This window comes from Serratia sp. CY47280 (genome assembly GCF_052168655.1).
GTDB classification, from domain to species: Bacteria; Pseudomonadota; Gammaproteobacteria; order Enterobacterales; family Enterobacteriaceae; genus Serratia; species Serratia bockelmannii.
This window is the reverse complement of sequence record NZ_JBJNMG010000002.1, coordinates 539089-552925: the sequence shown is the minus strand read 5'-3', so window position 1 is coordinate 552925 and position 13837 is coordinate 539089. Positions and strand designations below refer to the sequence as shown.

The following is a 13837-nucleotide window of genomic DNA, read 5'->3' as shown; positions in this document are numbered from 1 at the left end:
AGCGCTATTGTCCCACAGACCGCCGGCGACGTCAGCCCGAGTTACGCCTGCGGCTCGATCATCGAGACGCGACCACCGCCGAACGACCACTCGTCCAACTGGGTGGTGGCGATCACCACCATCACATCCTCGGGGTTCAGCCGCAGCTTTTCCATCAGCAACGCCGCCAGCCGTCGGTAGAAACGCCGCTTGGTGTCGCTGTCGCGCGGCCGCCCGGCGGTGATGTAAAACAGCACGAAATCCGCGCTGCGCGGCCCGCCGAGATAGTCGCGATCGTAGATAAGCTCACCGGGGCGGTATTGATCGATCACCTGAAATTTGTCCGTCGGCGGCACCTCGAACGCCTCTACCAGCGCCTGATGCAGGCTGTCGGACAAGGTTTGCAGGTAGTCAGCGGATTTGCCCTGATGCAGGGCGATGCGGCTAAACGGCATGGGGCGCCTCCGGTTCCAGCTCGCGCAGGCGCGCCACGGCCGATGCCGCTGCAGGCCAGCCGGCGTAGAACGCCAGATGGGTGATGAGCTCGGCCAGTTGCTGACGCGCCACGCCGTTGCGCTGCGCCAGCTGCAGGTGAAACGGCAGCTGTTCCACGCGGTTGAGCGCCACCAGCGCGGCGACGGTGATCAGGCTGCGCTCGCGCGGGCTCAGCTCTGGCCGCTGCCAGACATCGTCAAACAATATGTTGTCGCTGAGCTGCGCCAGCTTGGGGGCAATATCGCCGAACGCCTGTTGCCCGGCCTGGGATTCTGATGGCATCACACTCTCCTGTCAGTTGCGGATAGCCTTACGCTACCCGCCGCCGCAGCGAGTGAAAATCGGGATTTTCGGCAGTCTCGATTCAGAAAAACGGGAGGGTTCCCCGCCGGGCAGCGGGGAGGTTTCACGATTCCAGTGGGGCAACGCCGTCGAAATGGGCGCTCAGCAGCGCATTCAGCTCCGGCCGCTGCTCCACCCGTTCGGCGATGGCGTACAGCCGCGGGCAGTGCTGCCGGAACCACGCGCGGCCCGGCCGCCAGTTGCACATCACCGCCACGTACAGATCCAACGCGCTGAAGCTCTTGCCGAGAAACCACGGGCCCGCTGCGCCGGCGGCGGCGTTCAGCTGCTGCAATAAACGCTCGCGATAATCCATCACCGCATTTTTCAGCTGCTCCGCCCCCGCCGCCTGCGGCTGCCAGCGCTGCGGATGGTCGGCATAGGTGAAGGTGGGGTAAATCTCCGCGTTAATGAACAGCAGCCAGCGCAGAAAACGCGGCAACAGCGGCGAGCCGCCGGGCGGCGCCAGTTCAGCATGCGGTGCGCGATCGTGCAGCAGCAGGATAATCGCCGCGCTCTCCGTCATCACTTCGTCATTGGGCAACACCAAGGTAGGCACCTGGCCCAGCGGGTTTAGCGCCAGCAGGCGATCGCGCTCCGGGCCGTCCTGCGTGTAGTCCACCTCCTCATAGCCCCAGGGGAACGCGGTCAACGCCAACGCGGCGGCCACGATCGTCGAACCGCAACCCTGCGTGCCGAACAAAGTATAAGTATCGTGCATGATTCCTCCCGCAGCGGAACAAGGTATCGATAACTGTAGACCAGCCGCCGACCGCCGGCTGAAGAAAAAATTCACCCTTTGCGCGACTTTTTTAATCGTTCGACATGAAAATGAATTTTTTGTCATAAATAGATCACATTACTACGGTAAAAATTCTCCGCCGCCAACAATCAGGCGGCACAGTGAAACAGCAATGCAACTGATGATAAGCGTCTTTCAATCGAATAAAGCAGGGTAACCCATGAAACGTAATCTTCTGGCCGTTATTATTCCGGCACTTTTACTTGCGCAAGCGGCACAGGCAGCAGAAATCTACAATAAAGACGGCAACAAGCTCGATTTTTACGGCCGTGTAAAAGCCCTGCATTATTTCTCCGATGATGCCGGCAACGACGGTGATAAAACTTACGTCCGCATCGGCTTTAAAGGCGCGACTCAGATTAACGATATGCTGACCGGCTACGGCCAGTGGGAATATCAGATCGCCGCCAACCATACTGAATCCGACGGCACTAAAGACACTAAAACGCGTCTGGGTTTCGCCGGTCTGAAATATAAGGATCTCGGCTCCTTCGACTACGGCCGCAACTACGGCATCATTTACGACGTCGGCGCCTGGACGGATATGATCCCTGAATTCGGCGACGATGCTTATATCAAGACCGACAACTTCATGAACGGCCGCACCAACGGCGTCGCCACCTACCGTAATAACAACTTCTTCGGTCTGGTTGACGGCCTGAAATTTGCCGTGCAGTACCAGGGCAAGAACGAAAACGACGGCCGCTCCGCCAGCAAGGCGAACGGCGACGGTTGGGGCCTCTCCTCCAGCTACGAAATCATCGACGGCCTGAGCGTGGGTGCCGCCTATGCCTCTTCCAACCGCACCGCCACGCAAAAAGCGGGCACCTTCGGTAAAGGCGACAAGGCCGATATCTGGGCCGGTGGTCTGAAATACGACAACAACAACGTCTACCTGGCCGCGACTTATTCGCAGAGCCGCAATATTGCGCCTATTTCCGGCACCGCCACCATCAATAACAATTCGACCTCCGTTAGCGGCTTCGCCAATAAAGCGGAAGGGATTGAATTGGTCGCGCAATATCAGTTCGACTTCGGTCTGCGCCCATCGCTGGGTTACGTTCAGCAGAAAGGCAAAGATATTGAAGGCATCGGCGATGTCGATCTGGTGAAATATTTCGACGTGGCGGCGACCTATTACTTCAACAAAAACATGTCCACTTATGTCGAATATAAAATCAACCAGCTCGATGACGACAACAAGCTGGGCCTGAAAAACGACGACGTCGTTGTTCTCGCCCTGACCTACCAGTTCTGATGTGATGAATGAATAACCACCACTGCAAACTTTAGCGTCACTTGATACCCAGAGTTTTATTTCGCCGGGCGGCTGCGTCCGGCTTTTTTGTTTTTATTTTCCCCGCCAACGAATCCCCCCGCTTGCCTTGCAAAACAAACGGGTCTACATGTATAGCTTTCCCCCGAGCGGAATCAGCCATGCACAACGACGGACGCTTCGACTTCCACAACGCCGTGCGCTACAGCAGCGACGAGCTGGCCAATATCCTCACCCACTGTTTTGAAAACTACATTGTACGCTTCGTGCTCGACGGGCCGGCCTTCGCCGCCCGCTTCGGCGCCGAAGACCTCAGCCTGAACGACAGCCTGATCGTCACCCATCGCCAGGAACCGGTGGCGGTGGCGCTGATCGCCCGTCGCGGCCGACACAGCCGGGTCGCGGCCTTTTCCATACGCCCCGAGATGCGCGGTCAGGGGCTGGGTAAGGCGCTGATGCAGCGGGTGGTGGCGGATGCCCGTCAGCGCGGCGACCATCGGCTGTCGCTGGAAGTGATCGAAGGCAACGAAGCCGCGCTGGCGCTGTACCATCGCGCCGGGCTGCGCATCGTGCGCACCCTGACCGGCCACCAGGCGCCGGCGGAAGTGCCGCCAGGCACGGCGATGCTGCAGGCGGTCGATCCGTTGACCGTCAGCCATCGCCTGACGGCGGAAGGCGCCACCGACCTGCCCTGGCTGATTGCCCCCGAATCGCTGTTCAAGCTGCCGGGCACACCGCGTGCCTATACGCTCAATCGTCAGGCCTACGCCGTGGTGATACCCGGCGCAGAGCACTGCTGGCTGCGCCTGATCTACGTGCCCCCGCAGCACCGCGGTCAGGGGCATGCCCGCGCCTTGCTAGCCGCCCTGCAAGCGCAGTTCGCCCCTTTGCCGCTGACCGCCAACGTCTTTGTGCCCGAGGTGGCCGCCCCCTTCTTTACGCATCTTGGCTGGCGTCAGGAGCCCCTGCGCCAGTTCGAGATGGATATGCTGCTGGACAGCCCACAAGACTAAAACCGAGAGAGAGAACGATGGCAGGAAAACAGGCAAGGAAACTCACCCTTGGCGCGGCAGTTGGCGTCGCGCTGCTGACGCTGGCCGGTTGCGCGCAGCCGCCGCATACCGACGCTCAGGCCCAGCAGCGGCTGGCGGATCAGTCGGTGCTGGCGGTGAACTGGTTCCAACAGTCCGGTGAATACCAGGCGCTGGCGCATCAGGCGTTCAACAGCGCGCAGCGCGCCTTCGATCAGGCCAAGGCCGCACCGGGCCGCAAAAAGGCGGTGGTGGTCGATCTGGATGAAACCCTGCTGGACAACAGCGCCTACTCCGGCTGGCAGGCGCAGCAGGGCCAGCCGTACGACGGCACCACCTGGGCCCAGTGGACGCAGGCCGAACAGGCCGGCGCGGTGCCGGGTGCCGTGTCGTTCGCCCGCTACGTTAACGCTCATCAGGGAACAATGTTCTACGTCTCGAACCGCAAGCAGAACGAATACGCTGCCACGGTGGCCAACATGCAGAAGCTCGGCTTCACCGGCATGTCGGAAAAGACCGTCTTGCTCAGTACCGACACTTCCAATAAGCAGGCGCGCTTCGACGCCATCAAACAAGCCGGCTATGACATCGTGGTGTACGCGGGCGACAACCTGAACGACTTCGGCGCCGCGACTTACCACCAGGATAATGCGCAGCGCCGGGCGTTCGTCAGCGAGAACCAGAACAAGTTCGGCACCGAATTCATCGTGCTGCCCAACCCGCTGTACGGCGATTGGGAAAGCGGCCTGGCCCGCGACTACAACAAGCTGACGCCACAGCAGAAGCTGCAGGTGCGCCAACAGGCGATCAAAGCCTGGCGCGGGCGCTAAGCCTCACAGCAGTTTGTACATATAGCAGGTGGCCTCCAACGCCCCGCCGTCGCTGGCGCGGGCGTATTGCGGGATATCGCCCGCCGCCTCGAACCCCAATTGACGGTACAATCCCTGCGCCGCGCTGCCGCTCAGGGTGTCCAGCACCAACAGGCTGCGCCGATGACGCGCCGCCAGCGCCTGCACTTCCTGCATCAACAGCCGGGCGATGCCCTGCCGCCGCGCCTGCGGATGCACCATCAGCTTGACCACTTCCGCCCGGTGACGGCCGTTGTCCGGCATCGCCAACAGCAGTTGCACGGTGCCGACCGGCCGACCGTTCTCGAGCGCCACCAGCATCGCACGCTCTCCCCGCGCGATGGCCGGCAGCAACCCCTGCCAAAATGCCTGAGCCTGTTCCTGCGTAAAGGGCATGACAAAACCGATGCTGGCGCCGTGCGCCACGCTGGCGTGCAGCATCTCGGCCAACTCGGCCATGGCACTTTGCGCCGCATCGGCGTCCCACTGTTGCAATTCAATCATGGCTATGGCCTGCAGATAACGAGCGTGTAATGGGCCGGCTCATCGCCGGGGACATGGAAACGGGAGGCGCCGAACAGGCGGTAGCGCAGGCAGTCGCCGGGCGACAGCCGGAAAACGCGCCCTTCCAGCGTCAATTCCAGCTGCCCGGACAATAGCCAGAGGTGATGCTCCAGCGCTGGAATCGACGGCAGGTCGTAATCGATCTGCGCGCCGGCATCCAGCCGGGCTTCGATAAACTCGGCCTTATACAATGCGGCGGGCGGGGAAACGGAGCGACGGTGAAAACCGCTGGCCCGATCGACCCACACCGGCTGTTGCGGCGGCCGCAGCAGCTCCGGCGGTTCGTCTTCGATTTCGCTCAACAGGCGCGACATGGTTAACCCGTAGGCGGCGCACAGCCGGTTCAGCAACGATGCCGTCGGGCTGGTCTCGGCGCGCTCCACCCGCGAGAGCGTCGCCCGGCTAAGGCCGGTGCGCTGCGCCAACTCCTCCAGCGACCACGCCCGCTGCTGGCGCAAATCCGCCAGCCGCTGCGCCAACCTCAGGTCGGCCATCTCCAAACCGTTATCCATCGTTCATACTCCGCTTAAAAATCCCATATAAGAGAAATAATCTCAAATTAGAGATATGGCAAGCGAATTTTAAAAAATGCCGCGCAGCGCGATGAAAATCAGCATGCTCAGCAACACCACCGCCAGCATATTGCGTAGAAAGAACGCCAGTATCACCGCAAACACCGCCCCCCACAGGTAAGGGTTATCCGGCGCGGCACGCAGCTGGTCGCCGCTGAAGGCGACAATCGGCCCGCAGATCGCCGTCAGCACCGCCGGCACGGAAAAGCTCAGCAGGGTTTTAACGCGCGGCGACAGACGCAGCGGCAACCCGGGCGCCAGAAAACAGTAGCGGTTGAAAAACACCACCAGCCCCATCAAAACGATCGTCAGCCAGATCATCGGCGTCCCCCGCTGCACAGCAGCCCGACCAGCATCGCCGCCACGGTGGCGATCACCAATGCGCCCGGCGTCTGGAAATGGTGCAACACGATGGAAAGCAGCAGCGCGGTCAGCACGCAGGCCAACACCGGCAGGCTGCGCACCAGCGGCACCACGATGGCGATAAAGGTGGCGGCGATGGAGAAATCCAACCCGTAACCGTCCAGATCGCCGGCGCTGCCGTCGGCCACGATGCCAAGCAGCGTGGAGAGAAACCAGCACAGGTAAAAGGTCAGCCCGGCGCCCAGCGCATACCAGCGGTTGAAACGCGCCGGCGTCTGTTCGCCGGTCAGCGCGAACAGTTCATCGGTGAGCAAGAATCCCAGCGCCAGCCGCCAGCGCAACGGCAGCGGCGCGATACGCTCCCGCAGCCGCAGCGCGTAAAGAAAATGCTGGGCGGTGACGAAAAAGGTCGACAGCAGGATCGCCAGCAGCCCGGCGCTGCCCTTGATCATGCCCATCGCCACCAGCTGCGACGCTCCGGCGAACACGATGGCCGACATGCCCAGCCCCTGCGCCGGCGTCAGGCCACTTTGCAGGGCCATCGAGCCCGCCAGTACTCCCCACGGCACCACCGCCAGGCACAGCGGCAAGATAGCCACCCCGCCCTGCAGCGCGGGGCGCAGGCGGGCGGAGGGCGGCGTGATGAGGGGGATTGAATCAGTCATGGGCTTCTCCTTGAGTTGAAGAAGCCAGCTTACGGCGCAGGCGTACACGGGTATTGCACCCGATTGCCCGGCTATTTCAGCGATTTGACGTAGTCGCCCGGCGTGACGCCCATCGACTTGCGAAAATGGCGGTGGAAATGGCTTTGATCGTGAAAGCCGCAGCTCAACGCACTGTCCAGCACGCTGTTGCCGGCCTTCAGCATGCCGCGCGCCTTGCGCAGCCGCGCCTGAATTTGATAGGCGTGCGGCGGCAGGCCGGTGGCCTGCTGAAACTGCCGCAGCAGGTAATAAGGACTGAGCGCCACGCGATCCGCCAGCTCCAGCAGCGAAATGTCCGCCTCGGGGAAATCGTCGAGAAAGGCTTTCACCCGCGCCACTTGGCTTTGCGCCCGGCTCTGCGGCGCAGGATCGATACGGCTTTTGCCGTGCCGCAGCATCAGCCAGGTCAGCGCCGAGAACACCATGGTCTCCTTCATCAGCCGGTTCTCATCGCTGCGCAGCAGGCTGAACGCCATGCGCAACTGGCCAGCCAGGCCGACGTCGTGCACCACCGGGTTGGGAAAATAAGGCGTCGCGCCGGCGCCGGTTTTCAGATCGCGCGATAAAAAGGCCAGTAGCTCCGGCGTCGGGTACATCGCCTGATACGACCAGCCCTCTTCGGTGGCGGAACTGCCAGTATGAATATCGTCGGCGTTGACCAGAATGATGCTGCCCAGCGGCGCCACGTGTTCGCCGCCGGTGCGGTAGAAGCGCTGGGCGCCATCGTCGATGACGCCCACGCAGAAGCCTTCATGGCTGTGGCGCGAGAAGGTTTGGCGGCGGTAGGTGGCCTGCAGCACTTCCAGCCCGCCAAGATCGTCGACGTGCATAAAATGAGCCTGCTCCCGGGATGCTTTGCGCGCTATGCCTTCCGCCTTCATCTTGCCTACCTCCGCTGAATGAGAGGCATTCTAGCACTCGCGCGAGGGCGGGTTTTGTACAAAATTGCCCGTCTCGGCCCCCGGCGGCGCGATCGCCGCGCAGCGCCAGGCGCTGAATACCGCCAGCAGCGGCGCCAGCGCGAACGCCAGGAACAGCCAACGCGCCGCCGATGCCGCGCCCGTCGCGCCACCCGGATCGTTCAGCCCCGCCAGGTTGGCGATCATCCCGGCCAGCGCCGCACCGAATGCGGTGGCGAACAGCTGCACCGTGGTAATTGAAGCGCCGGCGATATCTTTGTCCGCTTCAGGTGCCACCTGCAAAATGCGCGTCAGCAGGTGCGGCCAACCGAAGCCGATGCCGAATCCCACCAGCAACAGCGCAATGACGATCGGCGCCAACGCCTGCCAGTGGCCGCCGGACGGCATCGGCATCAGGATCGCCAGCGCCAGCAAGCCCACCAGCACGAACAGCGGCCCGCTGACGATCGCCCGGCGAATGCCCGCTCCGCGCCAGCCGGAGCTGAGGATCTCGGACAACGTCCAACCGGCGGCCATAGCGGCGGCGATATAGCCGGAGATCAGCGGCGACTGGCCGTGCAGCAGCTGCAGGAAATAAGGCACGAAGATTTCGCTGGTCATGCCGATCACCAGCAACGCGGTCGTGATGTACAACGCCGCCAGCGATGAGCCGCGCCTCAGTGCGCCGTGCGGCAACAGGCGGGCGCGCGAGTGCGCTTCGCGCTTCAGCAACCAGGCCATCAGCACCAGCGAGAGCGCGATGCCCGCCAGGTTGATCCAGGCACTGTGCGCCAGGCTGCCGGCGGACACCACCAGCACCGCCACGGTCAGCAACAGCAGCTGTGCGGTCGGCAACGGTGCGGCCGCCTGCTGCGCTTTGCCCTTGGGCAGGATCAGGAAGGTAAACGCGGCGTACAGCGCCATGATCGGCAGCAGAATGCCGAAGGCCCAGCGCCAGGCGTTCAGTTCGGCGAAAATACCGCCTACCGCCGGCCCCACCAGGGTGGCGATGCCCCACATCGCCGAGATGAGCGCCATGGCGCGCGGCCACAGCCGCTGCTCGAATACCAGATTGATCATCGCGTAGGAGAGCGCAAAGATCAGCCCGCCACCAAAGCCCTGCACCGTGCGGCCGATCAGCATCACCGGCATGCTCGGCGCCAGCGCGCACAGCGCCGCCCCGGCGATGAAGAACAGCGAAGCCACCAGATAGGCGCTGCGCGCACCGTAGCCGCTGAGCAAGCGGGCCGACAGCGCGGAGCCGAGGATAGACGCCACCACGAACAGCGTGGTGTTCCAGGCATAGAGATCCAGCCCGCCGATATCCTGCACCACCGAGGGCAAGATGGTGGTGGCGACCAGAATATTGATGGCATGCAGCGCCACGCCGAGCGAGAGCGCGATCGCACTGGCCGCATTTTTGCCAGAGAAAAGGTCGCTCCAGCGGCTATCGTCATGGGTTATCACGGTTGTCGTCCTGTTTTCAGAGGAATGGCATTGAGTTGATCATAAGATTGCGTTAAATTTAACAAGAGTTATCTTGGAATAAGTTAGGGCGAGGCGGAGAAATATGTCAAGAATAAACTTGGAAAATAGCGGAAAGACCGCACAATCGGTCAGTGACCGCTTGCTGACGCTATTGAAAACCCGCGGCCCGCAGCAAGCTTCTGACGCAGGAAAGGTGCTCGGCACCACCGGTGAGGCGGCCCGCCAGCAGTTCGTCAAGCTGGCGAAAGAGGGGCTGGTCGAAGCGGTGGCGGAAACGCGCGGCGTAGGCCGCCCGGTACAGCTGTGGCATTTGACCTCGGCCGGCAATGCGCGCTTTCCCGATACCCATGCGGACCTGACGGTTCAGCTGCTGCGCACCGTGCGCGACAAGCTGGGCGAACAGGCGCTCGACGTGCTGATCGAAACCCGCGAGCAGGAAAACCGCATCAACTACAAGCAGGCGATGATTGGCGCCGCCGATCTGCAGGAGCGCGTGGCGCGCCTGACCGAGATCCGCTGTCGCGAAGGGTATATGGCCGAATGGCGCCAGGAGGAGGACGGTGCCTATCTGCTGGTGGAAAACCACTGCCCGATTTGCGCCGCTGCCACCGTCTGCCAGGGCTTCTGCCGGGCGGAGCTGAGTATCTTCACCGAAGTGCTGCAGGCGCAGGTGGAGCGCGCCGAACACATTCTGGCCGGCTCGCGCCGCTGCGCCTACCGGATTTCGCTCCTGTAACACCGGTTTTTGCCCACGTTTTCAACCGGTACAGATTATTCTGCTTGTGCACCCCACACCTTCCCTTCTAAGGTTGAATTAACGAACATTCAGGCAAACAGCGGGCTTCGCGCCCGCTTGGCAAATCCGTCGGCGCTAAGCGCGCAGCGGCAGAGTAACCCCACGGGAGTTGAACGATGAAGAAGCCGCATGCCGGATTCTGGCTGGCGACGCTGGGACTGGGCGTTTGCTGGCTGCTGGCGCTGCTGACTCGCGATCGGCTCAACGGCCTACTGCTGGCCGGCGCGGCGCTGGCGCTGATCTTTACCCCTGCCACCCGCCGTAAGGGCGCGGCTCTGGCTGCCCTGGGCGGTATCGGCATGGATGGGCTATGGAGCTACAGCGGCGTGCTGCACTACAGCGGGCAACACGGCCTGCCGCTCTGGACCCTCGCGCTGTGGATCGGCTTCGGCTGCTGGTGGTATTGGCTGCTGGACGTGGTCAGAGCGGCGCCCTGGCCGCTGGCGGTGCTGGGCGCCGCCGTCGGTCCTTTCGCCTACGCCGTCTCCTGGAAGCTGGGCGTGTTACTGCCCGGCGTGCCGCCGGAGTTCATGCTGCTGTTGCTGGCCGTCGGCTGGTCGATTTACCTGCCGGCCGTCAGTTGGCTGCAGTGGAAGCGGCGGAACAGCTGAACGGCTTGCGGCAGTCGGGAAAAATAATGCCGAAAGCCATTGCTTATCGGTTGCCCAATCGGGTTTACTGAGCGTTCTAATAATAATCATCCCTGCAAAAACACATCCCTATGCTTAGCCAACAAAGCCGTAGCGTCCTGCCGTTGATCGGGGCGTTGTTCACGTTATATATCGTTTGGGGTTCCACCTATTTCGTCATTCGCCTCGGCGTCGCGCAGTGGCCGCCGCTGATGATGGCCGGGATTCGCTTTCTGATTGCCGGCATCGTGCTGTTCAGTTTCCTGGCCTGGCGCGGCCACGCGCTGCCGACGCCGAAGCAGTGGCTGGCCGCCGGCGCCATTGGCATTCTGTTGCTGGCGGTAGGCAACGGCCTGGTGACGGTGGCGGAACACCAACATGTGCCGTCCGGCATCGCCGCGGTGATGGTGGCGACGGTGCCGCTGTTCACCCTCTGCTTCAGCCTGCTGTGGGGCATGCGCAACACCAAACTGGAATGGGCCGGTATTGCGCTCGGGTTAGTGGGCATCGTGCTGCTCAACACCGGCAACAACCTGGTGGGCAACCCGACCGGCGCGCTGTTGATCTTGCTGGCGTCGGCCAGTTGGGCCTTTGGCTCGGTATTGGGATCGCGCATCTCGCTGCCGGCCGGGCCGATGGCCGGCGCGGCGGAGATGCTGGTCGCCGGCGTGGTGTTATTGGTCGCCAGCCGGCTGAGCGGCGAGCACCTGGCTCAGATGCCGAGCACCGGCGGCTTTCTGGCGCTCGGGTACTTGATTGTCTTCGGCTCGATGCTGGCGATCAGCGCCTATATGTTCTTGTTGAAGAATGTGCGCCCGGCGGTCGCCACCAGCTATGCCTACGTCAACCCGGTGGTGGCGGTGCTGCTCGGCATCGGCTTTGCCGGCGAATCGCTGGCGCCGCGCGAGTGGCTGGCGCTGGTGATCATCGTGGCGGCGGTGGTGCTGGTGACGCTGGGAAAATACCTGTTCGCCCGCCCGGCCAACGTACAGGCCATCGACTGCGAACGGCGGTGATCACAAAGGGCGGTCTGCGGGCCGCCGTTAAAAACGATTCTTGTTTCACCCGGCGAAGGGGCTATAATTCCCGCTGTTCCAAGCAACCTGCGAAATTATTCCTATGCTGAAAAAAGCGTTCCTCATCGTCATCGCCCTGTGCGCCTTCGGTTCTCTGGGCGGCGTATTCCTCGCCGGGCTGAACATCTACACCCGTTCCACCACCCCGCACGAAGAAAGCGCGCCTGCCGGGGATACCGCCGCCACGCCGGCGCAAACCGAAACCCTTCAGGCCAAGTGATCGTCCATCCAACGCTGACAGCGCTGCTGTAAAAAGCGCTGCAGCTGCCTGACGCGTTCCGACACCTGCGAGCGATGCGGGCAGACCAGATTGATCGGCACCGCGTCGCTGCGCCATTCCGGTAACAGCTGCACCAGCCGCCCGGCGCGAATGTCGGCCACCACGTCGATCGCCGACTTGCGCACCACCCCATGGCCAGCCAGCGCCCAGCGCCGCGCCACCTCGCCGTCATCGGTAAAATAGCTGCCGTTCAACGGCACTTCGATCAGTTCCTCACCGCGCCATAGCCGCCATTCCACCTGTCGTTTGCCGCTGGGCTGATACACCAGAATGCTGTGCCGGGCCAGATCGGCTGGCGTTTGCGGCGCGCCATGCCGCCGCAGGTAATCCGGGCTGGCGCAGATCAGCCGCCGGTGCTGCGGCAAAATGGGCAGCGCCACCAGCGAAGAGTCGGCCAACGGCCCGAAACGCAACGCCACGTCCACCGGTTCGCGAAACAGATCGGCCTGCCGATCGTTGATCAGGAGCTGCAGCTGAATATGCGGGTGCTGCAGGCGGAACTCATCCAGCCAGCAGAGCAGCAAATTGCGGCCAAAATCCGACGGCGCGGAAATCTGCAGCACCCCGGATAGCCCCTGATGCTTCTCGCGGATCGCCTGCTCTCCTTCGGCCAACGCGCCCAGCGCCAGGCGCGCGCTGTCGAGATAGCGAGCCCCCTCCTCCGTCAACCTCAGGCTGCGGGTAGAACGCACCAGCAGCCGCGCGCCCAGCTGCTGCTCCAGCCTTTTCACCGCAATGCTGGCCGCCGCCGGCGTCATGTCCAGCGCGCGCGCCGCGGCGGAAAAACTGCCGCCATCCACCGTGCGGACAAACACCTCGAGATCGACAAATGAGGTCATGTATTTCCCCTCTTTTTAGCCCAATCAATTATTAATATTAATTTACAAGTGTTTGCTATTAGGCGGGCTTTTTTCCTCATTTTCAATCAGGAAAGATAGATCCCGTTGAAACTTACCTAAAAAGAGGCCTTAACATGACGATTCCCGACTCCCCCCTGAAACGACAAAAGCTGGTGATCCTGGGCGGCACCAGCGGCATTGGCGCCGCGGTGGCCTACGCGGCGGCGGCGCGCGGCGCTGAAGTGGTGCTGGCTTCACGTCGCCTTCCCCACGCCGGGGAGAAAAACGACGCGCTGCATCTGATGCAGGCCGACCTGACCGATGAAGCATCACTGCATGCGCTGTTTGCCGCCGTCGGCGCTTTCGACCATCTGGTGATCACCGCCGGGCCGTTGGTGGACGCGAAACCGCTGGCGGAGACGGCCTTTGAGCAGGCGCAGGCCGACTTCAACGTCAAATTCTGGGGCAGCTTGCGCGCGGTGCAGGCGGCGCTGCCGACGCTGGCGCCGCAGGGCTCGATCACCCTGACCTCCGGCCAGCTGTCGCGTAAATACCTTGGCGGTCAGTTGATCAAAACCGGCATCAACGCCGCGCTGGAAGCGGTCGGCAAACAGTTGGCGAAGGAGCTGGCGCCGCGGCGGGTGAACGTGGTCAGCCCCGGCATCACCGCCACCGAAGCCTACGACGGCATGAGCGCCGCGCAGCGTCAGGCGCTGTTCGAGCGCGTAAGCGGCAGCCTGCCGGTCGGCCGGATCGGCCAGGCGGCCGACGTCGCGGCGGGTTACCTGCTGGCGATGGAGAACGGTTTCGTCACCGGCAGCGTGATCGACATCGACGGCGGCGGCCTGCTGTAA

18 protein-coding genes are annotated in these 13837 nt (G+C 62.8%); 8 read left to right on the top strand and 10 right to left on the bottom strand.

The window, feature by feature from the left end:
* Positions 1-41: 41 nt before the first annotated feature.
* From ACJ8J4_RS12155 to ACJ8J4_RS12145, 3 genes are all read right to left on the bottom strand, one after another.
* A complete protein-coding gene (locus ACJ8J4_RS12155; RefSeq protein ID WP_089195663.1) occupies positions 42-434 on the bottom strand; it encodes a tautomerase family protein in 393 nt (130 codons plus the stop codon).
* Positions 424-756 carry a carboxymuconolactone decarboxylase family protein gene (locus ACJ8J4_RS12150; RefSeq protein WP_025302061.1) on the bottom strand — a complete coding sequence of 111 codons (333 nt, stop codon included), beginning with the start codon at positions 754-756 and terminating at the stop codon, positions 424-426. The genes ACJ8J4_RS12155 and ACJ8J4_RS12150 overlap by 11 nt, the downstream gene beginning before the upstream one ends.
* 124 nt (positions 757-880) lie before the next feature.
* Entirely contained in the window at positions 881-1537 is a 657-nt protein-coding gene (locus ACJ8J4_RS12145) for a glutathione S-transferase family protein (protein WP_025302060.1), read from the bottom strand.
* A 241-nt stretch (positions 1538-1778) separates the two neighbouring features.
* On the opposite strand from ACJ8J4_RS12145, the gene ompC reads away from it, so the two are divergent.
* The 3 genes from ompC to ACJ8J4_RS12130 all read left to right on the top strand — a co-directional run bounded on the left by ompC (position 1779) and on the right by ACJ8J4_RS12130 (position 4755).
* On the top strand, positions 1779-2876 hold the full coding sequence (gene ompC / locus ACJ8J4_RS12140; protein ID WP_025302059.1) for a porin OmpC: 1098 nt from the start codon (positions 1779-1781) through the stop codon (positions 2874-2876).
* Between the two features lie 179 nt (positions 2877-3055).
* Positions 3056-3907: a GNAT family N-acetyltransferase gene (locus ACJ8J4_RS12135; protein WP_025302058.1), complete on the top strand. Its 852-nt coding sequence runs from the start codon at positions 3056-3058 to the stop codon at positions 3905-3907.
* Between the two features lie 17 nt (positions 3908-3924).
* Positions 3925-4755, top strand: coding sequence for a 5'-nucleotidase, lipoprotein e(P4) family (locus ACJ8J4_RS12130; RefSeq protein ID WP_164099770.1), 831 nt, complete (start codon positions 3925-3927; stop codon positions 4753-4755).
* Between the two features lie 3 nt (positions 4756-4758).
* On the opposite strand, the gene ACJ8J4_RS12125 is transcribed toward ACJ8J4_RS12130, so the two are convergent.
* From ACJ8J4_RS12125 to ACJ8J4_RS12100, 6 genes are all read right to left on the bottom strand, one after another.
* A complete protein-coding gene (locus ACJ8J4_RS12125; RefSeq protein WP_197835289.1) occupies positions 4759-5277 on the bottom strand; it encodes a GNAT family N-acetyltransferase in 519 nt (172 codons plus the stop codon).
* A 2-nt stretch (positions 5278-5279) separates the two neighbouring features.
* The gene (locus ACJ8J4_RS12120; protein ID WP_043137029.1) at positions 5280-5849 is read right to left on the bottom strand and encodes a helix-turn-helix domain-containing protein; all 570 of its coding nucleotides are present in this window, start codon (positions 5847-5849) and stop codon (positions 5280-5282) included.
* A gap of 69 nt (positions 5850-5918) precedes the next feature.
* A complete protein-coding gene (locus ACJ8J4_RS12115; protein WP_043137027.1) occupies positions 5919-6230 on the bottom strand; it encodes an AzlD domain-containing protein in 312 nt (103 codons plus the stop codon).
* A complete protein-coding gene (locus ACJ8J4_RS12110; RefSeq protein ID WP_442516071.1) occupies positions 6227-6937 on the bottom strand; it encodes an AzlC family ABC transporter permease in 711 nt (236 codons plus the stop codon). Before ACJ8J4_RS12110 ends, ACJ8J4_RS12115 begins: the two co-directional genes overlap by 4 nt.
* A gap of 71 nt (positions 6938-7008) precedes the next feature.
* The gene (locus tag ACJ8J4_RS12105) at positions 7009-7857 is read right to left on the bottom strand and encodes a helix-turn-helix transcriptional regulator (protein WP_089180675.1); all 849 of its coding nucleotides are present in this window, start codon (positions 7855-7857) and stop codon (positions 7009-7011) included.
* A gap of 30 nt (positions 7858-7887) precedes the next feature.
* Positions 7888-9342, bottom strand: coding sequence for an MFS transporter (locus ACJ8J4_RS12100; protein ID WP_025302051.1), 1455 nt, complete (start codon positions 9340-9342; stop codon positions 7888-7890).
* A 103-nt stretch (positions 9343-9445) separates the two neighbouring features.
* On the opposite strand from ACJ8J4_RS12100, the gene ACJ8J4_RS12095 reads away from it, so the two are divergent.
* The 4 genes from ACJ8J4_RS12095 (at position 9446) to ACJ8J4_RS12080 (ending at position 12084) form a co-directional block, all read left to right on the top strand.
* Positions 9446-10099, top strand: coding sequence for a helix-turn-helix transcriptional regulator (locus tag ACJ8J4_RS12095; protein WP_025302050.1), 654 nt, complete (start codon positions 9446-9448; stop codon positions 10097-10099).
* Between the two features lie 176 nt (positions 10100-10275).
* Entirely contained in the window at positions 10276-10770 is a 495-nt protein-coding gene (locus ACJ8J4_RS12090; protein WP_025302049.1) for a DUF2878 domain-containing protein, read from the top strand.
* A gap of 110 nt (positions 10771-10880) precedes the next feature.
* Complete coding sequence (gene yedA, locus ACJ8J4_RS12085; protein WP_025302048.1) at positions 10881-11804, top strand: drug/metabolite exporter YedA; 924 nt, start codon at positions 10881-10883, stop codon at positions 11802-11804.
* Between the two features lie 103 nt (positions 11805-11907).
* Complete coding sequence (locus ACJ8J4_RS12080; RefSeq protein WP_162837922.1) at positions 11908-12084, top strand: hypothetical protein; 177 nt, start codon at positions 11908-11910, stop codon at positions 12082-12084.
* Here the strand turns inward: ACJ8J4_RS12080 and ACJ8J4_RS12075 are convergent.
* The gene (locus tag ACJ8J4_RS12075; RefSeq protein ID WP_197835287.1) at positions 12072-12983 is read right to left on the bottom strand and encodes a LysR family transcriptional regulator; all 912 of its coding nucleotides are present in this window, start codon (positions 12981-12983) and stop codon (positions 12072-12074) included. The two genes, ACJ8J4_RS12080 and ACJ8J4_RS12075, sit on opposite strands and share 13 nt — an antisense overlap.
* Positions 12984-13117: 134 nt before the next feature.
* Here ACJ8J4_RS12075 and ACJ8J4_RS12070 point away from each other — a divergent pair, with 134 nt between their 5' ends.
* Positions 13118-13837 carry an SDR family oxidoreductase gene (locus tag ACJ8J4_RS12070; protein WP_025302046.1) on the top strand — a complete coding sequence of 240 codons (720 nt, stop codon included), beginning with the start codon at positions 13118-13120 and terminating at the stop codon, positions 13835-13837.